The organism is Acetobacter syzygii (assembly GCF_000964225.1).
Lineage (GTDB): Bacteria > Pseudomonadota > Alphaproteobacteria > Acetobacterales > Acetobacteraceae > Acetobacter > Acetobacter syzygii.
In genome coordinates this window covers 16,220-36,273 of sequence record NZ_BAMZ01000013.1, presented here as the reverse complement: position 1 = coordinate 36,273, position 20,054 = coordinate 16,220, and the positions used below count along the sequence as shown (strand labels likewise).

The following is a 20,054-nucleotide window of genomic DNA, read 5'->3' as shown; positions in this document are numbered from 1 at the left end:
TCCTGCTCCTGCTCCTGCTCCTGCTCCTGCTCCTGCTCCTGCGCGTGGGGCCGCTCCGGCGCAAACGCAAGCCCCCGCACCACAACACCCTGCTGTGGTGCATACCCCTCCTGCTGCGACCATTCCCAATGGTCCGCCCCCCGTACCCCAGCTCACCCCGGCTCCTTCCGATGTGGAGGTCCACCCCTTCCCCATTCCGCCGCAACCCGCTGTGCAGGTGCAGGCACAAGGGGTGGTTACGGCGATTCCCGGCGGCATACGCCTGACCTTTGCACCCGGCTCTGCCGATCTTAACCCGGAGACGCATCAGGCCATTCTCACATTTGGGCAGAATCTTGCTTACAAGCCGCATGTGCGCGCACTCATTAACGCTTACAGTTCCGGTGCTGCGGATGACCCATCGCTCCCACGCCGCATGTCGCTCGCCCGTGGACTGGCTGCACGGAGCGTTTTAATGAACGGGGGCATCCCCTCCACACGCATTTATGTGCGGGTCATTGGTGTGCCAAAAGACGCCAAACCCGGCGTGCCAGAAGACCATATCGATATTTACCAGTCCGACGCAGAACCCTGAATACAACAATGCCCGCAAGCTGCTGAACAGCCTGCGGGCATAACGCAAATGGTTCGGCCTGCCCCCTGTTTGTGGGGCATACAGCTACATGCTGGCTTTTTGCTCTTCCATGCGTAAACGGGCCTGCGTGGCCAGTTGATCCACCTGTTCGTTCTCAGGCACACCAGAATGCCCTTTAACCCAATGCCACGATACATCGTGCGGTTTGGCGGCATCCAGCAAACGCCGCCACAAATCCATATTGGCAACAGGGTCACCGGCTGCATTGCGCCAGTTCCGGCGCACCCAGCCGGTATGCCAGCGCGTAATTCCGTTACGCACATACTCGCTGTCCGTATGCAGGTTTACAATGCAGGGCTTTTTCAACGCCTCAAGCGCTTCGGCCGCAGCGGTCAGCTCCATACGGTTATTGGTGGTTTCCAACTCCCCACCGGAGAGTTCGCGCTCAACACCTTTACAGCGCAGCAGCACCCCCCAGCCGCCGGGGCCAGGATTGGGCCTGCACCCGCCATCGGTCCAGATTTCAACCTGCATCCGGTTTTCCGGCAGGGGGGAAGAGGATTCAGAGTCCATAACCATCCACACTTTGCGTTGCCAGATGGAAGCGCAACCGCTTGAGGTAATCCAGCGGGTTTTTGGGCGTAACCAGCGCATCTGCCGGGGTGTTGATCCAGTCATACAACCGGGTCAGCAAAAAGCGCATGGCCGCACCCTGTGCCAGAACCGGCATGGCTTTGCGTTCGGCCTCCTCAAGTACGCGCACCTCCTCGTACCCCAGCAGCATTTGCCGGGCAAAGGTAACATTAAACGCGCCATCGGGCTGGAAGCACCATGCGTTCAGGCAGATCGCCACATCAAAAGCCAGATAATCCGTGCAGGCAAAGTAAAAGTCGATCAGGCCAGACACGTTATTATTCAGGAAAAACACATTATCGGGGAATAGATCCGCATGAATCTGCCCACGCGGCAGGGCAGGATTGCTGCCCACACCCGGCCACGCTGGCACAATATGGGCCAACGCCTGCTCCAGTTCTGCCTGTAGCCCCTTTTGCACGGCATCAGCCCCACCTGCGCAGCTTTGCAGCAAGGGAGCCCACGCCGCTGGCCCCAACGCATTGGGCCGTTCTGGCGCATAGGACCGACCGGCAGCATGGAGTTGCGCCAATGCACGGCCAAGCGGGCGGCAATGTTCGCTCCGCACCGTACGGGGCCACACACCGGGCAGAAATGTTGTTACGGCCGCCGGACGCCCGGCAAGGGTTTTAAGCGTATGCCCCTGTTTGTCCGCCACTGGCTGCGGGCAGGTTACCCCTTCGCGCGCCAGATGCTGCATAAGGCCCAGAAACCAGGGAAGTTCACGCGCATTCACCCGCTTTTCGTACAAGGTGAGAATAAAATCCCCCTGTGTTGTACGAAGCTGGAAGTTGCTGTTCTCAACCCCCTCAGCAATCCCCCGAAACGCTACCAGAGACCCAATGGCAAAATCCGCCAGAAAATCGCGCAGCGCTTCGTCGCTAACATCCGTATAAACGGCCATGAACCACCTTTAGCCTAACGGCGCGGGAAGGCGGAATGTCACGTTTTCTTCCTTCACAATCCGTTCTTCAATGCACAGCGTATAACGCTTGGCCATTTCTGCCAGCATTTCCTGCACCAGAGCTTCCGGGGCGGAAGCGCCAGCCGTAATCCCCAGCGTGTTCACACCATCCAGCACGGACCAGTCCAGCGCATCCAGCCGGGGTACAAGCAGGGCTTTGCTCGCACCGGAGCGTTCCGCCACTTCGCGCAGACGCTGGGAATTGGAGGAATTGGGCGAACCGATCACAATGACCAGATCACACTCCGGCGCAATGGTTTTAACCGCTTCCTGCCGGTTGGTCGTGGCGTAGCAGATATCCTCGCGCTTGGGGCCTTCGATCAGGGGGAAGCGCTCACGCAGGATTTCCACAATTTCTGCCGTATCATCAACAGAAAGGGTGGTCTGGGTAATAAAGGCCAACATGCTAGGGTCCGCAGGCTGTACGCTCCGCGCTTCATCCGCATCGTTGATCAGGGTTACGGCTCCGGGGGGGAGCTGCCCCATTGTCCCCACCACTTCCGGGTGGCCTGCATGGCCGATCATCAGAATATGGCGGCTTTCGGGGCCACCTGCGGCATAATGGCGCTCGGCTTCGCGGTGGACCTTGGATACCAGCGGGCATGTGGCATCCAAATAAAGCAGGTTGCGGCGTTCAGCTTCTGCCGGAACGGTTTTGGGCACGCCATGGGCGGAAAATACAACATGGCCATCTGCGGGAACTTCGTCCAGTTCCTCAACAAAAATGGCACCCTGTGCTTCCAGCTCCTCAACAACGGTGCGGTTATGCACAATTTCGTGGCGCACATAGACCGGAGCACCGTAGCGGCGAATGGCTTCTTCCACTACGCGAATAGCACGGTCCACCCCGGCGCAAAAACCGCGTGGGCCAGCCAGAAGAACCTTGAGTGACCGGCTATGCTGCGCATCCGCGTTCTGGGTGGTAGGAAGGGTATCAGTTTGAGCGGGCATGGTGTTCCCCAAAGTTGCAGCGGACTGTATAGAAGAAAACTGGCTATGAAGAAGCATATTGAAAACAGGCTATGCCCGAAACCCGGTAAAGGCCGTGGCAGTTGTGGCCTACGCAAAGGACGCATGTGATGCAACCCGTTTTGCAGCAACCAAGATGTGAAACACACGCTCACAAGAGCGTGGCGGGTTTGTGCGTCACCCGTTTTTGTTCCTCCACCCTATAATGCCGGATCACTCCATGCCTTATGATCTTACCCGTTTGCGCAGCCTGCTCCCCCGCGTAACCGCTACTGGCGCACTGGCCATGGGCCTGACAATGGCTCTGACCGGCTGCGGTGGCGGGGAAAGTGCGTCTATGGATTTTGCGCCAGCCTGCCCCATTACGCATATTCCATCAGAAGCGGCGGATTATTACCTTTATAAAGGCAAAACCACCAGTTTTTCTGACTTGGTGGCGCGGGCCAGCATTGTCAAGCTGGAAGGGGACTGCCTTGCTGGCGGCCCCAAAGACCTGAAAACCCGAGTCGTATTGCATATTACGGTGGAACGCGGCCCGGCTTCCTCCACCGAAGTGCTGAACATACCGTGGTTTATTGCGGTGCTGCACGGGGACCGGATTGTAAACAAGCACATCTTCCGCCACTCGGTTACGTTCCCGGCCAACCTTGCAACGTTTGATACAACAACCAAGGTCATTACGATTGACCTGCCCATCCCCCCCCGGAACGTCGACTCCGATTACCGGTTTGAGGTGGGCTTCCAGCTAAGCCCCAGCCAGCTTGAATATAATCAGCAACACCTGAAACGCGCGACCTATCTGGCATACTAGGTCTTTGGGCAGGGGGCGCTGGCCCCCTGCCCTTTACGGTTAATCCGGGCGCGGACCTTCAGGTAGCGGGGGGCGCATCGGGGGGGAAGTGGGCTGCCTGAATGGCTGCGGTCTGCCGGTCTGTCAGAGCCTGCTCGTCAAACCCATCCACAATTTCGTGGAACAGTTCGCTCCAGTTCATTTTGACCTTCAACCGCATAAAGACCGAACCAAGCCCTATGGCCGAGCGGTCCACCAGCACAAATTCACGCGGGAGCCGAACACCACCGGTTTTTTGCAGCCCCTCATGCACGCGGTTCAGCACCTCACGCCCATGTTCGGGGTTGTTTTCTTCCTGAATATAGCGCTCGCGGTCATCCATAAGCGGTGCATAGAGCAGGCTCGCCCACTCGTTGAGCACCCGCACCTTCTCGCGCGAGAGATCGCGGAATCCCCATGCTTCATACGCGTGGGCCGCCAGATCCTCGTCTTTTGTGCGCAGAGCATTATACAGATCAATGTTGCCTTTGATGAACGAAGGTCGAAAAATCCGAATCGCTCCAAAGTCCAGCAGGTTTAACCCACCATCCTCACGCAGGGTAAAATTCCCCATGTGCGGGTCGCCATGCACCACCCCATACTGGTAGAGTGGCACGTACCACCCCCGGAACAGGGCACTGGCAATCTTCTTTTTCTGTTCGTCCGAAAGACCGGCCTTGATAGCAGCGTTCAGGTTCTGGCCAACCACCCATTCCATGGTCAGCAGCCTGCGGGTGCTCAGTTCATCCACTGGCAGCGGCACTGTCACATCCGGGCAGGACTGCATAATGGCGTGGTAAAGGCGCATATTGGCGGCCTCCCGCCGGTAGTCCAGCTCCTCGCGCAGGCGTTCGGCCAGTTCTTCCACCACATCGTCCTGCCGAATGGCATTATCGAGCTTGTGGTACACGCCAATGGCCATACGGAACTGCTTAAGGTCCGCCTCCACCGCCGCATTCATATCCGGATACTGGAGCTTGCAGGCCACACGCCGCCCATCCGCCAGAATGGCCTGATGCACCTGCCCAAGGCTTGCTGCCGCAGCAGCCTCCTTGCCAAAGGCCCGGAAATTCTTTTCCCACCCCGCACCCAACTCGGCGGCCATACGGCGACGCACGAAGTTCCAGCCCATAGGCGGCGCGTTGGACTGGAGCTGGGCCAGTTCCTCCGCATATTCCTCCGGCAGCGCACCCGGTATGGTTGCAAGCAGCTGGGCGGCCTTCATAAGGGGGCCTTTTAGCCCACCCAGAACAGATTTAAGGTCCTCCGCGTGGGTTGCCCCACCCGAACGCAGCCCTATTTTGTGCCCCGCCATACGCGCGGCAATGCCCCCCACCGTGCCGGTGGTCTGCACCATCCGCCGCAGCTCTCCGAACATGCCGGAGTTATCAAGATCGCGCGCCATGCTCAGTCCTGCTCCAACTGGTCAATAAAGCCAGAGATCACATCCAGCCCCTTACGCCAGAAGCCGGGATCGGACGCATCCAGCCCGAAGGGAGCCAGCAGTTCCTTGTGGCGCAGGGTGCCACCGGCTTCCAGCATGGCAATGTATTTGTCCTGAAAACCCGGAGCCCCTTCGCTGAACACCTTATACAGCGCATTAACCAGACAATCTCCGAACGCATAGGCGTACACATAGAAGGGAGAATGGATGAAGTGGGGAATATACGCCCAGAACACATCGTATTCAGGCGTAAAGTTAAAGGCTGGCCCCAGACTTTCGGTCTGCACGGCGCGCCAGATTTCTCCAATCCGTTCGGGCAGAAGTTCGCCTTTTTTGCGCTCATCATGCACACGGGTCTCAAACTCGTAGAACGCAATCTGGCGCACAACGGTGTTGAGCATATCCTCCACCTTGCCAGCCAGCAGCAGCTTGCGGCGCACGGGGTCTTTTTCCCCATCCAGCAGGGACTGGAAGGTCAGCATCTCACCGAACACGCTGGCGGTTTCAGCCAGTGTCAGCGGTGTGTCGGACATCAGGTACCCCTGCCGGGCAGCCAGAACCTGGTGCACACCATGCCCAAGTTCATGCGCCAGCGTCATCACATCGCGGATGCGGCCATGGTAGTTGAGCAGAATATACGGGTGGGCAGAAGGCACCGTGGGGTGGGCAAACGCACCGGGGGATTTGCCGGGGGCCGGGGGCACATCAATCCACGGGTTGGTCAGGAAGGTGGTTATGACCTTGCCCATGCGTGGGTCAAACCCATCATACGCTTTTTGTACAATGTCCTTGGCTTCGGTCCATGGAATTTTGCGGTCCTCACAACCGGGCAACGGGGCGTTGCGGTCCCAGTGCTCCAGCTTGTCCAGCCCCATCCATTTGGCTTTAAGGCTATAATACCGGTGGGACAAACGCGGATAATCGGTCCGAACGGCAGAAACCAGCGCGTCCACCACGCCATCTTCCACCATGTTGGACAGATTGCGCGATGAGGTGGGGCGGGCAAAATGCCGCAGCCCATCGGATATGGACTTATCCTTGGCCAGCGTGTTGGTAATGAGCGCAAACAAACGCACATTCCCCTCAAACACGGCCCCTACCGCCTTGCCCGCGCGCTCGCGCACGGACCGGTCAGTATCGGACAGGCGGTTGAGCGCATCGCCCACGGGCATGGTCTGCCCATCCACCGTAACGCGCAGGGCGGCTATTGTCTCATCAAACAGGCGGCACCATGCCTGCGCGCCGGTTACGGATTTTTCCAGCAGCACTTTTTCCACATCATCGCCAAGCTGGTGCGGGCGATACATGCGTACATCGCGCAGGTAGGGCTGCCAGCGGGCCAAGGCAGGGTCGTCCAATTTGGCCTGAAGGTCAGCCTCTTCCAGCCGGTTCAGTTCCAGCCCGAAGAACAGGAGATCTGCAGAAATATCGGTCAGCCGTTCGTTAATGGACTGACTGAAACGGCTGATGGAGGAATCGGACGAATCCGCAGCGAACAGCAAGGAGGCATAAGACCCCGCCCGCCCCAGCTTTTCCTCTATTCCTTCAAAGCGGGTTATGGCCTGCGCCAGTTCCGCGCCGCTCAGGTCGGACAAACGGCCCTGATACGCCTTGGCAAATTCCTTGGCGTCCTGTGCGGCGGAGGCAAGGTCGGCCTCCAGCCTGGGGTCATCCATGCCTGCATACAGGGCCGACAGATCCCAGCGGGGCAGATGTGCTCCCCCCTGATCAGAGGAAGAAGCAGGTCCGGCTTCCGCCGCCATGAGCGGAAGTGACAGCGAACGGGAAAAATGCGCGGTATGTTCCATGCCGCCACTCTACCGCGCAAATCCACCAGAGGCGAGAGGCGTTACATGCAAAGACAAAGCACCAGAACGGCAAAACGGGCGGGAGCCATAAGCCCCCGCCCGCCCTGCATAGCTCTGCTGGTTACAGGCCGCCGGTTCAGGCTGACTTGGCCTGCGGTGCCTCATCCACACTAAAACCAATAATTTTAGCGTAATCCTTGGGCACAATCTGCCAGAACTGCGGCAGAACCTCGTCCCACTTATGCAGCAGCATGGAGGCATAGGCAGAGCCTGTTTCCTCCACATGGCGCTCCACCAGTCCGCGCAGGGTTTTGACCCATTTGGGGTCAGTCACACGCGACCACAGCAGGGCTTCGGGGTTTACGCGTTTGGTAAAGCCATCATTGCTATCCAGCACAAAAGCCATACCGCCCGTAAAGCCTGCACCAAAGTTGTCACCCACATCACCCAGCACCACAACGGTGCCGCCAGTCATGTATTCACAACAGTTGGAGCCACAACCCTCAATGACCGCAGTTGCACCCGAGTTGCGCACCGCAAAGCGTTCGCCTGCCTGCCCTGCTGCATACAGCTCACCCGCAGTTGCACCATACAGAACCGTGTTGCCAATAATGGCGTTCTGGTTGGACACAAGCGTGGAAGATGGAGAAGGACGGACCGTAATGGTCGCACCCGACAGCCCCTTGCCCACGTAGTCGTTGGCATCGCCCAGCACTTCCAGCTTAAGCCCCTGCACCGCAAACGCTCCAAGGGACTGACCGGCAGACCCCCGCAAACGCACGGTCAGGTGGCCCGGCGCCAGTGTTTTCATGCCAAACTGCCGCACGATCAGGGAGGAAATGCGCGTGCCAATGGCGCGCTGGGTGTTCTGCACGTTGTAGTGCAGCTGCATTTTCTCACCATGGTCAAACAGCGGACGAGCATCGTTGATCATCTGCGCGTCGAGCGTATCCGGCACTTCGTTCCGGCCTTCCAGCGTGCAGTAACGGGCAAATGGCCCCGGATCTGCCTGCGAGAGCAGGGAGTTCAGGTCCAGATCGTCCAGATAATCCGCCCCGCGGGAAACCTGACGCAGCAGGTCCGTGCGACCAATAATCTCGTTCAAGGTACGGAAGCCCAGCGAAGCCAGAATGTTCCGCACGTCCTCCGCAATGAACGAGAACAGGTTGATCACCTTTTCCGGCGTGCCTTCAAACTTGGCGCGCATGGCCGGGTCCTGCGAGCATACACCAACCGGGCAGGTGTTGGAGTGGCACTGGCGCACCATAATACACCCCATGGCAACAAGGCTGGCCGTACCAATACCAAACTCTTCCGCACCCAGCATGGCCGCAATCACCACATCGCGCCCGGTTTTAATGCCGCCATCGGCCCGCAGGCGCACACGATGGCGCAGGCGATTGAGCATGAGCACCTGATGCGTTTCCGCCAGCCCCAGCTCCCACGGCAGCCCCGCATATTTAATGGAGCTAACCGGACTTGCCCCCGTACCACCCGAATGGCCGGAAATAAGTATGGCATCCGCCTTGGCCTTGGCCACACCTGCGGCAATGGTACCAATACCAGAACGTGCTACCAGCTTGACGGTCACACTGGCATCCGGGTTGATCTGCTTAAGGTCGTAAATGAGCTGCGCCAGATCCTCGATGGAATAAATATCATGGTGCGGCGGTGGGGAGATCAGCGTCACCCCCGGCGTTGCATGGCGCAGCTTGGCAATAAGCTCGGTCACCTTGAAGCCGGGCAACTGCCCGCCTTCGCCCGGTTTGGCCCCTTGCGCAACCTTAATTTCCAGCTCGCGGCAATCGTTCAGGTACTGCGCGGTCACCCCAAAACGCCCCGACGCCACCTGCTTGATGGCGGAGGATGCATTATCCCCATTCGGGCGTGGTTTGGCGCGTGCCGGGTCCTCGCCCCCTTCCCCGGAATCGGATTTGGCACCAATCCGGTTCATGGCGATGGAGAGGGTCTCGTGCGCTTCGGGGCTCAGGGCGCCAAGTGAAATTGCTGGCGAAATCAGCCGTTTACGCAGCTGCGTAATGCTTTCCACCTCTTCCACCGGAATGGGTTTGCGCCCTTCACGGAAGTCGAGCAGGTCGCGCAGAGCCACCGGGGGCTGGGCACGCACCGCATCCGCATAACGCTGGTAAATGGTAAAGCTATCCGTTGCCACAGCGGTCTGGAGCATGTGGATCAGCCCACCATCAAACGCGTGCTGCTCCCCACTGCGGCGCAGCTTGTACAGCCCCCCCACAGGCAGGGTCAGGGCAGAAGCCGACCCCCATGCCTGTTCGTGGAAGCTGAGCGCATTCCGTGCAATACCCGACAGACCAATACCCGAAATACGCGAGGGCATACCGGGGAAAAACTCTGCCGTCAGCGCGCGGGACAGACCTACGGCCTCAAAATTGCAGCCACCACGGTAAGACGCCACAATGGAAATGCCCATTTTGGACATGATCTTGAGCAGGCCCTTGTCCACCGCCTTGCGGTAACGCTCCATGCACTCACGCAGGCTGCGGCTGCCAAACAGGCCGCGGCGGTGGCGATCGGCAATGCTTTCCTGCGCCAGATAGGGGTTAACCGTGGTTGCCCCCACCCCAATGGTAACAGCAATGGCATGGACATCCAGTGCGGTAGAGGTGCGCACGTTAAGCGAGGTAAACGTACGCAGGGACGTGCGGACCAGATGGGTATGCACAGCCCCCGTGGCCAGAATCATAGGGATGGAAGCCCGGTCGGGGCACTGGCCTTCATCCGTAAGGAACACATGGGTGCATCCGCCACGCACGCTCTCCTCCGCCTCGCGGCGGATGCGGGCAATGGCTTCCCGCAGGCCAGCCTCGCCATCTTTGGCAGGGAATGTGCAGTCGATCACACTGGCGGAAGCACCGCAGAACCCGCGCAGGGCCTCGTACTCACCCGATGTCAGGACCGGGCTGGGGAGCTGGAGCATATCGCACTGCTCCGCCGACTGGTCCAGAATATTGCCAAGATTACCAAGCCGTGTGGCAAGGCTCATCACCCCAGCTTCACGCAGGCTGTCAATGGGCGGGTTGGTCACCTGACTGAACATCTGGCGGAAATAATGCGACAGACCACGGTAACGGGGCGAAAGCACGGCCAATGGCGTGTCATCCCCCATGGAGCCAATGGCTTCGCTGGCATCTTCCACCATCGGGTGGAGCAGGGTTTCAAGCTCTTCCAGCGTGGTCCCTACGGCCAGCTGGCGGCGGCGCAGTTCATCCCCTGTGTAGTAAACCGGTTCGGTCACATCAGAGCGAACAAGGTGGCCGATCTTCTGGGTCCGTTTGATCCAGTCCGAAAAATCCTGACGGGAGGACAGCACATCCAGCAGGGCGCTGTTGCCGTAGAGCTTGGCCTCGTCCAGATCCACACCGATCATCTCGCCCGGGCCAAGGCGGCCACGGCTGACAATCGCATTTTCCGGCACGCGGACCATACCGGTCTCGGACCCTACGATCAGCAGGTTATCGGTTGTTACCGTGTAACGCAGCGGGCGCAGACCGGAGCGGTCCAGACCAGCCACAACCCACCGGCCATCGGTCGCACACAGTGCTGCGGGGCCATCCCACGGTTCCATGACTGCGTTGCAGTAGGTGAACATATCGCGGTGTGCGGGCTTCATGGCGGCATTGCCACCAACGCTGGCGGGGATCATCAGCGCCTTGGCAGCGGGCGCATCGCGCCCGGCAAAGGTCAGCAGTTCAAACACATTGTCCAGCGTTGCCGTATCCGACCCACCAGCCTGCACCAGAGGTTTGATATCGGCCATCCACGGGTCAAGGTCTGGGTGAGAAAGCCGGGTTTCGTGGCTTTTCATCCAGTTGATGTTGCCCGAAATGGTGTTGATCTCACCATTATGGGCCAGACGACGGAATGGCTGAGCCAGCTTCCATGTGGGGAAGGTGTTGGTCGAATAGCGCTGGTGATAAATGGCAAAACGGCTGACAAACCGCTCATCCAGCAGGTCCGGGTAAAACTCGGTCAGATGTTCGGCAAGGAACATGCCCTTATAAATAAGGGAGCGGCAGGACAGCGAGCAGATGTACAGGTCCACCTGCGCTGCAATGGCCGCTTTTTCTATCCGACGGCGGATAACGTACAGGTCCCGCTCAAATGCCTCTTCCGTTTTACCCGGCAGGTTACGAATAAGGATCTGCTCAATTTCGGGGCGGGTTGCGTTGGCTTTTTCACCAATGCAGGACGTGTCGATCGGTACCTGCCGCCAGCCGTAAATACCGTACCCAAATGCCAGAATCTGGGTTTCGATAATCTGGCGGCACTGTTCCTGCGCCACAAAATCGGTCTTGGGCAGGAATACCTGCCCAACGGCAATGGGGCCATCGCTCGGGCGGTCACCCGTACTGGTAATGGCATCGGCAAAGAATTCCTGCGGAATTTCCACATGAATGCCAGCACCATCGCCGGTCTTGCCATCGGCATCGACCGCGCCACGGTGCCAGATGGCTTTCAGGGCGGCAATACCGGCTTCCACCACCTCGCGGCGGCGTTTGCCATCAAGGGCTGCCACAAGACCAACACCACAGGAATCGCGCTCATCTGCCGGGTCATACAACCCATCCAGCGCCTCCACATTGGCATCCCACGCTTTTAAAAACTCTTCACCGCTTTCAGCGGAAACAGTGTGCGAAAACTGTTCCATATCCATTATCCCTGCTCCGCCGTACGAGCCGTTGCATCGGCCTTGATCCACTGGTGAATGCTTTGGGCTGCATCCCGCCCATCCTTGATCGCCCACACGACCAGACTGGCCCCGCGCACAATATCCCCTGCGGCAAACACACCGGGCAGGGATGTCATAAAGCTGTTCTGGTCCACCTTGAGCGTACCCCAGCGCGAGACAGCCAATGCTGGCTCATCCCACATCTGTGGCAGGGGTTCGGGGTCAAAGCCCAGAGCCGCAATGACCAGATCAGCCTCGAGTGTAAAGGACGAACCTTCCAGCGGTTCCACCGACTGGCGGCCAGATGCATCGGGCAGGCCCAGCTTCATGCGGGATGCGCGCACCCCGGTGACATGCTTATCGCCAAGGAAGGCCTCGGGGGCAGCCAGCCATTCAAACTGCACACCTTCTTCTTCCGCGTTCTTAACTTCGCGCGCGGAGCCGGGCATGTTGGCCTTATCGCGCCGGTAGAGGCAGCGCACGGATCTGGCGCCCTGACGAATAGCGGTGCGCACGCAGTCCATGGCGGTATCGCCACCACCGAGCACCACCACGTTTTTGCCCGCAGCATCCAGCGCCTGTGCCTCTTCTGGCAGCACATCACCCAGAGAGCGGCGGTTGGAAGCGGTCAGGTAATCCAGTGCTTTTTCGATCCCGGCCAGACCGGCACCCGGCCCACCAATCTCGCGCGATTTGTACACGCCGGTTGCGATCAGCAGGGCATTGTGCCGCCCACGCAACTCCGCAAAGGACAAGTCGTTCGCACCACTCCCGATCCCCTGCCCGAGATGAAAGACCACTCCACCTTCGGCCAGCAGTTCGTGCCGGCGGGCCACAATATGTTTTTCCAGTTTAAAGCCGGGAATACCGTAAACCAGCAGGCCGCCAACGCGGTCATACCGGTCGTACACATGCACCTTGTAACCTTGCGCACGCAGTTGGTCCGCTGCTGCCAGACCCGCAGGACCTGCCCCTACAATGCCCACGGATTCCGCACGTTCACGCATGGGGGTTACGGGTTTGACCCAACCATTCTCAAACGCCGTATCGGTAATAAACCGCTCAACCGCACCGATGGTCACGCTCTCGAACCCCGGTTCGATCACGCAGCTCCCTTCGCACAGACGGTCCTGCGGGCAAATACGGCCGCAAATTTCGGGGAATGTGTTGGTCGCGGAGGATACGCCATAAGCTTCCTCCAGCCGCCCTTGAGCCGTCAGCATAAGCCAGTCGGGAATGTTGTTCCCCAACGGGCAGTGCACGGAGCAGAACGGCACACCACACTGCGAGCAGCGGCTTGCCTGTTCCGTAGCCTGTTCGGGCTTAAAGTCATTATAAATTTCGTCAAAATCCGTCCGCCGATCAGCCGCCATGCGTTTTTCCGGCTGCTTTTGCGGAACGGAGACGAATTTGAGCATCTTGGTTGTCATACGCCATCCCCGGCTACAAGGGCGCGCCAGACAGACCCCGCCCCCCTAAAATCAAGCAGGAGGGAAGGTGCACTTTATCGTTGCAGATAAAAAGACAGTATTGCTTACCTATTTTAATTTTAGGCCCGAACACCCCCTAAAAAACGCATTTTTTGCAAAATAAAAGGGAACATTCCGGACCTTTTTGTCCGCAACCTAGCGCTGCGGAACAAAAACACCCGAGCGACCGCCACCAGCCCTGTAGCGCTCCAGGTAAAACGGCACACAGGCCTGCACACTGGTTGGCACCAGCCCCAGCACATCAAACCCCGATTCCTCAGGAGGCACCACGTTATCCTGCGAGAGCATAAGCAACTGGTCCCGCGTGAGCATTTTACCGGGCAAACGCTCCAGAACAGACGCCTGCAACCGCGCCAGCCCCATGGGTATGCGCACCACAGGCCGATCCCGCTGTGTCTGCTGCAGAACATAAGCAGCTATTTCCTGCATGGTCATAACTTCTGGCCCACCAAGCTGCCAGACCCGACCAGCCAGTTCGGGCTTAGTCGCCACCTGCGCCACCACCTGCGCCACATCCCCCACATAAACGGGCTGCACACGGGTGGTCGCACCATACACCGGCATAAAGGGCAGGTAACGGGCAAGGGTGGCAAACAGGTTAAAAAACCGATCCTCCGGCCCAAAAATGACTGACGGACGCACAATGGAGGCACCGGGACAATACTGCCGGACCAGCGCCTCCCCTTCCGCACGGCTGCGACCATAAGCAGAGGGGGCATCCGCCGATGCACCAAGGGCCGACATATGAACATAGCGGGCAACACCGGCCTCTGCCGCCAGACGGGCAACACGCCCTGCCCCCTCCACATTCACCGCACGCAGGCTCTGCGCGGAGGAAGAGGACAGCACGGCAGCCAGATTAACCACAACCTCGGCATCACGCACCACGCAGGCCACGGCGTTATCGTCCAGCACAGAAGCATAAAAAGGTGCCACCTGCCCCACGCGCCCCATAGGCCGCAGCAGCGCACCAAGGTCCGGCCGGCGGCTGGCCACCCGGACCGTGTACCCGGCCTGCGCCAGGCACTGCACAACATACCGCCCCACAAAGCCGTTCCCACCCAGCACGGCAGCAATCCTGCTCCCACTCATGCCCGCATCCTTCTGTTTTTTCCGCACGTTACGGTCGCCAGCACACTGTGTTGCATTCATTCCCAACAGGCCAGAGCACAGCGTGACACAAATTCGTCAAAAAAAATCATTTTGCCTGTTGACGCTATCCACCACGCGGGGTAAATGCCTCTTCACCAGCCCGGAACACTCCGGGTTGCCATTTGAGCCCAGATGGCGGAATTGGTAGACGCGCAGGTTTCAGGTACCTGTGACCGAAAGGTTGTGGAAGTTCGAGTCTTCTTCTGGGCACCAAATTCTCCCCCGGGAATTTGTTAAAGCTAAGCAGCCCCCGCAAGGGGGCTTCTGCTTTTCTGGACCCCTTCCTTTTTAAAAAACCGATCCTTAAAAACTTTATTGGCTTGCCCCTAACATTGGTGCGCCAAAGCGGCTTAATCTGCCCCTCAGCCGCAACCACAACTACCTTAAAATATTAGCCAGCAAGCCCTGCACCGGCAGAAGCAAAATACCGATTAACGGCATCACACATGGCACCCGCCACCATGGCCCTGTGACCAGCCTGCCGCAAAGCGGCTTCATCCAGCCGGTTGGACATAAAACCCATTTCCACCAATACAGAGGGAATTTGAGCGGATTTAAGCACCGCAAATGCTGCATGGCGGTGCGGATGCGTTAAAAGCTGCACGCGGGACTGAAAGGCAGACACAACAGCCTGCGCCATATGGGAAGAGCCTTTGCGCGTTTCCTCAGTAACCAGACTGGCCAAAATACGCTGCACCTCGGGCGAGGCTCCATGCACCATAGGGCCGCCAAAACGGTCTGCGCTATTTTCCGTCCGCGCCAGATCGGCTGTCTGACTATCCGATGCACCATGCGCATGGGTGTACACACTCGCCCCCCGCACACTGGCGTTGTGCAGAGCATCCGCATGCATGGAAATAAAGAGCGATGCTCCATGCTGCTGCGCCATATCCACCCGACCATCAAGCGGAATAAAATGATCGCTAGAGCGCGTAAGCGCCACACGGTAGCGCCCCGTAGCCAACAACTGGCGCGATAACTCCTGCGCAGCCGCCTCCGCCACATGCTTTTCATAAGTCCCAGAAAACCCTATGGCACCAGGGTCTTTGCCCCCATGGCCGGGGTCCAGCATAACCAGCGGCCTGGGGGGGGCTGCGCGCCCCACCACGGCAGGCACATGGAGCACACCCGCACGCCCCGCATGAGGGGTGCGCGCAAGCGCTGGCACACCCGTTGCCCCTGCCAGAACAGTACCTGCCACCACACCACAGCCCGCGCGGCGGACAAATGTTCTGCGCGGCACAAGCAATGGCATGGAAGAACGAGGCAGCAGGAGCATGTTTGACCTTACCTGATCCGGCCTGTGCGGTGCCATAAAGCGCGCCTTTAATCCCTTAGGTTCCTGTCGTAAGCACTGTGCCCGAAAAATGGCAAAAAAATAACCACTCATTTGCCGCTCAAAGCCTTTATTACGAATAGCTTGCAGTCTTGCGGTATTTGGGTCATGCTTAATGTGCATGGCATCTGGGCATTAATGTACCTGCCGTGCGCCCTGCTTGTTTTTCTTCCGGGCGCTGTGTTTGCGCGGCATTAACCGCCAGCACCCCTGCAACCAGAAGACTTATAAAGCGATGACTGAAGGATACACGACCATAGCTCGCCCCATTGCCCTGAGTATCTCGGCCAGACCACAGGCACCAGTATGCCTGCAGGGCACTGGCGCGCGACTGCCAGCGGGCTTTGTAGGCACCTTCGGTTTTCCAGTTCACGCCTGTTTATACCCGCTGGAAGCGCCCCTGCTCCGTGCTGAGCCACGTTGGCAACAGCACCGCTCAGGCTGGCCACCAGCGCACCGGAGTTTTTCTTTTTATGTCAAAGCGGATGCTGATCGACGCAACACACGCAGAAGAAACGCGTGTGGTTGTGATGGATGGAAATAGACTTGAAGATTATGATGTTGAATCTGCTGCAAAAAAGCAGCTCAAGGGGAATATTTACCTCGCCCGCGTTATTCGCGTAGAGCCCAGCCTGCAGGCCGCCTTTGTTGAATATGGCGGCAACCGGCACGGTTTTCTTGCCTTTAGCGAAATTCACCCGGACTATTACCAGATCCCGGTTGCCGACCGCGAAAAGCTGCTGGCCCTCCAGGCTGAAGAAGAAACCCTGATGGAAGACGGCGCAGCCGACTCCGATGAGGAAGACGCTGCCAGCACCGCAGAAGATACAGAGCAGGACGCCACCCGCAGCAGTGCTGAAGAGGATGGGCGCGAAGACGGCGAAAACCGGCAGGATGCACCCGAATACGTAAGCGGCGAGACCGACACGGGTGAGGAAGCGCTTATTCAAAAGCGCATTGCCCGCTTCCTGCGGAATTACCGGATTCAGGAGGTCATTCGCCGTCGGCAGGTTCTGCTTGTGCAGGTCGTCAAGGAAGAACGCGGCAACAAGGGCGCCGCCCTGACCACCTACGTCTCACTGGCAGGCCGCTACTGTGTGCTTATGCCCAACGCGCTGCGTGGTGGTGGTGTCTCACGCAAGATCACCTCTGTGGCCGACCGCCGCCGCCTGCGTGATATTGTGAGCAGCCTTAACCTGCCACGCGGCATGGCCATGATCGTACGCACCGCAGGTGCACAGCGCCCTGGCCCCGAAATTACCCGTGACTGCGAATACCTGCTCCACCTGTGGGACGACATTCGCGAACATACGCTCCAGTCCATGGCCCCGGCTCTGATTTATGAAGAAGCCAGTCTGGTCAAACGCGCCATCCGCGATGTGTACACGCGTGACGTGAGCGAAATTGTAGTCGATGGTGAAAACGGGTGGAAAGCCGCGCGTGACTTCATGCGGATGCTCATGCCCCACCATGCCGACAAAGTTCGCCTGTGGAGCAAGGAGCACCAGCCGCTCTTTACCCATTACCATGTGGAAGGGCATTTGGATGCCATGTTCTCCCCCGTGGTGTCCCTGCGTTCGGGTGGGTATCTGGTCATCAACCAGACCGAAGCGCTGGTCGCTATTGACGTGAACTCCGGCAAGGCCACAAGCCAGCGCAATATTGAAGAAACCGCCTTCCGCACCAATCAGGAAGCCGCAGATGAAGTGGCGCGCCAGTTGCGCCTGCGCGACCTGGCCGGGTTGATTGTCATTGACTTTATTGACATGGAATCCCGCCGCCACAACGCCACCATCGAGCGCCGGTTAAAAGACGCCCTGCGCCACGACCGCGCCCGAATCCAGATTGGTTCCATATCCCACTTCGGGCTTCTGGAAATGTCGCGCCAGAGGCTGCGCCCATCGGTTGCGGAAGCCGCCTTTACGGTCTGCCCGCACTGCAATGGCACAGGCATGACCCGCAGCGTGGAAAGCTCGGCTCTGCATGTCCTCCGCTCGGTGGAAGAAGAAGGTGCACGCCGCCGTGCATCGGCCATTACCGTGCATGTTGCTGCAGAAATTGCATTCTACATCCTGAACAACAAGCGCGACTGGCTGGCCAATATTGAGCACCGCCACCAGATGGAAGTGCTGTTCTCCCCCGATAACTCGCTCCCAGCGCCGGAAATCCGCATCGAACGTCGCGCCCATGCCCGCCCGATGCCTGCTGCCCAGCAGCTCCCACCGGTGGAAAACGTGGATGTTGATGTGGACGTGCCGGTAGCAGCCGCCACCCCCAGCGCACCAGCAGCCCAGCCTGAAACGGCAGACACTGCGGCAGGAGGGGATGAAGAGCCACGCCGCCGCCGTCGCCGCCGTCGCCGCCGTGGTGGCAACGGGAATGGTAACGCACAGGGCCAGAATGGTACGCAGAACGTACCTACCGAAGACAGCGCCGATGACGCGGACGAAGCCGAGAGCGCACACGCAACGGAAGAAACTGCACCCGCCGCGCCAGCCCAGCCACAGGCGACCGATAGCCACCTTGTGCCGGGCCGCCGCCGCACCCGCCACTCCCGCGTACAGCGGCAGGGAGGCGAATCGGCCCCTGAGCAGCGCGTGATGATTGAGGAAGGCCCTGCACCTCGGCCACAACGGGCTGTATGGACTGGCCCCACACCAGCCAACCCGTTTGGAGATGGGCCGGATATTTTTGAACTGCTGGAAAACAGTGCACAGCCCAGACCCGCCCCTGCCAAAGCACCGGCTCCCGCTGTGCAGGAAGCGCCTCCAGCCAAGCGCGTGACCGAAGACGCCCCTGCCCCACAGGCAACCGCTCTACAGGACGAGGCAGAGGTCGAACCGGCACCTGCCAAGCCCACGCGCCGCCGCACAACACGCAAAACTGCCGCTGCCAAAGCAGAAGCGGCAAGCGCCACTGCGGAGGAGGCTCTTCAGAGCGCACCAGAGGGTGATGCTGAAGACAGTGCCGAGGTTGCCCCCAAAAAGCCGACACGCCGCCGCACAACACGCAGCAAAACAACGGCTGCCAGCGCGGTAACGGACGCGGCGGAAGGCACTGCCGAGGCCCAGACGGCGGAATCCGCTGAGCCTAAAAAGCCCACGCGCCGCCGTACAACGCGCAAAACTGCCGCGACCAGTGCGGAAGATGCACCGGCTGCAAAGGCGGCACCTGCCTCCACCACGGAAGATAAGGCTGAATCAGTGGTCCAGCCGATCGTGATTGAGGATAGCCCGCCCGCAACCCGCCGCCGTACCGGGTGGTGGAAGCGCTAAAACCCGCATGTCATTCCGGGTAGGAGGGATTTTCTTCTACCCGGAATGCAGGCTGCCGGTTTTTCTTCCCGGCTACCTTGTGCTAGGAGAGCAGGCCGCATTTCAATGCCTTGCCTGCCGGAGTTTGCATGAACCAGTCCTTTTCAGACCGCCAGACCGCAAACGCGCTTGGTTCGGGCCATGACGGACAAATGGTTCTAGCCCTGCCCAAAGGGCGTATTCTCAAAGCCGTTACCCCACTTATGGCCGGTACGGGCATGGCCCCTTCCGCTGACTGTCTGGGCGATAGCAGCCGCAAGCTGCGTTTTTCCACCGAAGATCCGGGCGTGGATATTGTCCGTGTCCGCTCGTTTGACGTAGCCACCTTTGTTGCCGCAGGCGGTGCACAGGTAGGTATTTGCGGTTCTGACGTGCTGATGGAATTTGACTACCCCGAAATTTATGCACCGCTTGATCTGGGCATTGGCGCCTGCCGCATTGCCGTGGCCCAGCCCGCCCACCTACCGCATGACCCGCAGGAATGGGCCAGTTGGTCGGAAGTACGGGTTGCCACCAAATACCCCGCCATTACCCGCCGCTTTTTTGCCGCACGCGGCATTAACGCCACTATTGTGCATTTGCATGGTGCCATGGAACTGGCCCCCATGCTGGGCCTTTCCCGCCTGATTGTGGATCTGGTGGATACCGGTTCCACCCTGCGTGCCAATGGGCTTAAAGAGGTCGAAACCATTGCGCAGGTTTCCAGCCGCCTGATTATTAACCGCACGGCGCTGAAAACCCGACCGGACCAGATTGACGGCATTCTTTCCCGCTTTCGCACAGCGCTTGCGGGAACCACGACCGCTGCAGAATAATGTGTAAGGCAGATCGGA

Annotated in this window: 14 protein-coding genes and 1 tRNA gene; 5 read left to right on the top strand and 10 right to left on the bottom strand. The window is 59.3% G+C overall.

The features are described 5' to 3' along the window. Positions 1-574 (top strand): OmpA family protein (locus Absy_RS05940; RefSeq protein WP_048853831.1); only part of this gene is annotated, 574 nt, incomplete at its 5' end. Positions 575-658: 84 nt separating this feature from the next. Here Absy_RS05940 and rnhA read toward each other — a convergent pair. Genes rnhA through ispH form a run of 3 tightly spaced genes read right to left on the bottom strand, consistent with a single transcriptional unit; the run spans position 659 to position 3,122 of the window. After that, the gene (rnhA, locus tag Absy_RS05935) at positions 659-1,153 is read right to left on the bottom strand and encodes a ribonuclease HI (RefSeq protein WP_371263679.1); all 495 of its coding nucleotides are present in this window, start codon (positions 1,151-1,153) and stop codon (positions 659-661) included. Then, positions 1,137-2,111, bottom strand: a complete 975-nt coding sequence (locus tag Absy_RS05930) for a homoserine kinase (RefSeq protein WP_048853820.1) — start codon at positions 2,109-2,111, stop codon at positions 1,137-1,139. Before Absy_RS05930 ends, rnhA begins: the two co-directional genes overlap by 17 nt. Before the next feature lie 9 nt (positions 2,112-2,120). Then, positions 2,121-3,122: a 4-hydroxy-3-methylbut-2-enyl diphosphate reductase gene (gene ispH / locus Absy_RS05925; RefSeq protein WP_048853829.1), complete on the bottom strand. Its 1,002-nt coding sequence runs from the start codon at positions 3,120-3,122 to the stop codon at positions 2,121-2,123. A 238-nt stretch (positions 3,123-3,360) separates the two neighbouring features. Between ispH and Absy_RS05920 the strand changes: the two genes are divergently transcribed. Next, positions 3,361-3,951, top strand: a complete 591-nt coding sequence (locus Absy_RS05920) for a hypothetical protein (protein ID WP_245614757.1) — start codon at positions 3,361-3,363, stop codon at positions 3,949-3,951. A 58-nt stretch (positions 3,952-4,009) separates the two neighbouring features. Here the strand turns inward: Absy_RS05920 and Absy_RS05915 are convergent, their stop codons facing one another. The 5 genes from Absy_RS05915 to Absy_RS05895 all read right to left on the bottom strand — a co-directional run bounded on the left by Absy_RS05915 (position 4,010) and on the right by Absy_RS05895 (position 14,511). Next, positions 4,010-5,374: an ABC1 kinase family protein gene (locus tag Absy_RS05915; protein WP_048853819.1), complete on the bottom strand. Its 1,365-nt coding sequence runs from the start codon at positions 5,372-5,374 to the stop codon at positions 4,010-4,012. A gap of 2 nt (positions 5,375-5,376) precedes the next feature. Then, positions 5,377-7,221 carry a M3 family oligoendopeptidase gene (locus tag Absy_RS05910; RefSeq protein WP_084596937.1) on the bottom strand — a complete coding sequence of 615 codons (1,845 nt, stop codon included), beginning with the start codon at positions 7,219-7,221 and terminating at the stop codon, positions 5,377-5,379. Between the two features lie 136 nt (positions 7,222-7,357). After that, entirely contained in the window at positions 7,358-11,914 is a 4,557-nt protein-coding gene (gene gltB / locus Absy_RS05905) for a glutamate synthase large subunit (RefSeq protein WP_048853818.1), read from the bottom strand. Then, positions 11,914-13,359, bottom strand: a complete 1,446-nt coding sequence (locus Absy_RS05900) for an NAD(P)-dependent oxidoreductase (protein WP_048853817.1) — start codon at positions 13,357-13,359, stop codon at positions 11,914-11,916. Before Absy_RS05900 ends, gltB begins: the two co-directional genes overlap by 1 nt. A gap of 195 nt (positions 13,360-13,554) precedes the next feature. Next, positions 13,555-14,511 (bottom strand): complex I NDUFA9 subunit family protein, encoded by a 957-nt coding sequence (locus tag Absy_RS05895; protein WP_048853826.1) that lies wholly within the window; start codon positions 14,509-14,511, stop codon positions 13,555-13,557. A gap of 186 nt (positions 14,512-14,697) precedes the next feature. Here Absy_RS05895 and Absy_RS05890 point away from each other — a divergent pair. Next, positions 14,698-14,784 (top strand) — tRNA-Leu (locus tag Absy_RS05890). A gap of 178 nt (positions 14,785-14,962) precedes the next feature. Here Absy_RS05890 and Absy_RS05885 read toward each other — a convergent pair. Together Absy_RS05885 and Absy_RS05880 are read right to left on the bottom strand one after the other, a co-directional pair. Next, positions 14,963-15,850: an N-acetylmuramoyl-L-alanine amidase family protein gene (locus tag Absy_RS05885; RefSeq protein ID WP_048853825.1), complete on the bottom strand. Its 888-nt coding sequence runs from the start codon at positions 15,848-15,850 to the stop codon at positions 14,963-14,965. 169 nt (positions 15,851-16,019) lie between these two features. After that, positions 16,020-16,280: a hypothetical protein gene (locus Absy_RS05880; protein ID WP_048853816.1), complete on the bottom strand. Its 261-nt coding sequence runs from the start codon at positions 16,278-16,280 to the stop codon at positions 16,020-16,022. A gap of 100 nt (positions 16,281-16,380) precedes the next feature. Here Absy_RS05880 and Absy_RS05875 point away from each other — a divergent pair, with 100 nt between their 5' ends. Together Absy_RS05875 and hisG are read left to right on the top strand one after the other, a co-directional pair. Next, positions 16,381-19,182: an Rne/Rng family ribonuclease gene (locus Absy_RS05875; RefSeq protein WP_048853824.1), complete on the top strand. Its 2,802-nt coding sequence runs from the start codon at positions 16,381-16,383 to the stop codon at positions 19,180-19,182. A gap of 128 nt (positions 19,183-19,310) precedes the next feature. Then, positions 19,311-20,036 (top strand): ATP phosphoribosyltransferase, encoded by a 726-nt coding sequence (hisG, locus tag Absy_RS05870; protein ID WP_048853815.1) that lies wholly within the window; start codon positions 19,311-19,313, stop codon positions 20,034-20,036. Positions 20,037-20,054: the final 18 nt, after the last annotated feature.

Bases quoted from the DNA above. Each gene is read 5' to 3' on its own strand.
- rnhA (WP_371263679.1), bottom strand. From the start codon at position 1,153: ATGGTTATGGACTCTGAATCCTCTTCCCCCCTGCCGGAAAACCGGATG.
- Absy_RS05910 (WP_084596937.1), bottom strand. From the start codon at position 7,221: ATGGAACATACCGCGCATTTTTCCCGTTCGCTGTCACTTCCGCTCATG.
- Absy_RS05920 (WP_245614757.1), top strand. From the start codon at position 3,361: ATGCCTTATGATCTTACCCGTTTGCGCAGCCTGCTCCCCCGCGTAACC.
- gltB (WP_048853818.1), bottom strand. From the start codon at position 11,914: ATGGATATGGAACAGTTTTCGCACACTGTTTCCGCTGAAAGCGGTGAA.
- Absy_RS05885 (WP_048853825.1), bottom strand. From the start codon at position 15,850: ATGCTCCTGCTGCCTCGTTCTTCCATGCCATTGCTTGTGCCGCGCAGA.
- Absy_RS05915 (WP_048853819.1), bottom strand. From the start codon at position 5,374: ATGGCGCGCGATCTTGATAACTCCGGCATGTTCGGAGAGCTGCGGCGG.
- ispH (WP_048853829.1), bottom strand. From the start codon at position 3,122: ATGCCCGCTCAAACTGATACCCTTCCTACCACCCAGAACGCGGATGCG.
- Absy_RS05895 (WP_048853826.1), bottom strand. From the start codon at position 14,511: ATGAGTGGGAGCAGGATTGCTGCCGTGCTGGGTGGGAACGGCTTTGTG.
- Absy_RS05900 (WP_048853817.1), bottom strand. From the start codon at position 13,359: ATGACAACCAAGATGCTCAAATTCGTCTCCGTTCCGCAAAAGCAGCCG.
- Absy_RS05930 (WP_048853820.1), bottom strand. From the start codon at position 2,111: ATGGCCGTTTATACGGATGTTAGCGACGAAGCGCTGCGCGATTTTCTG.
- Absy_RS05875 (WP_048853824.1), top strand. From the start codon at position 16,381: ATGTCAAAGCGGATGCTGATCGACGCAACACACGCAGAAGAAACGCGT.
- hisG (WP_048853815.1), top strand. From the start codon at position 19,311: ATGAACCAGTCCTTTTCAGACCGCCAGACCGCAAACGCGCTTGGTTCG.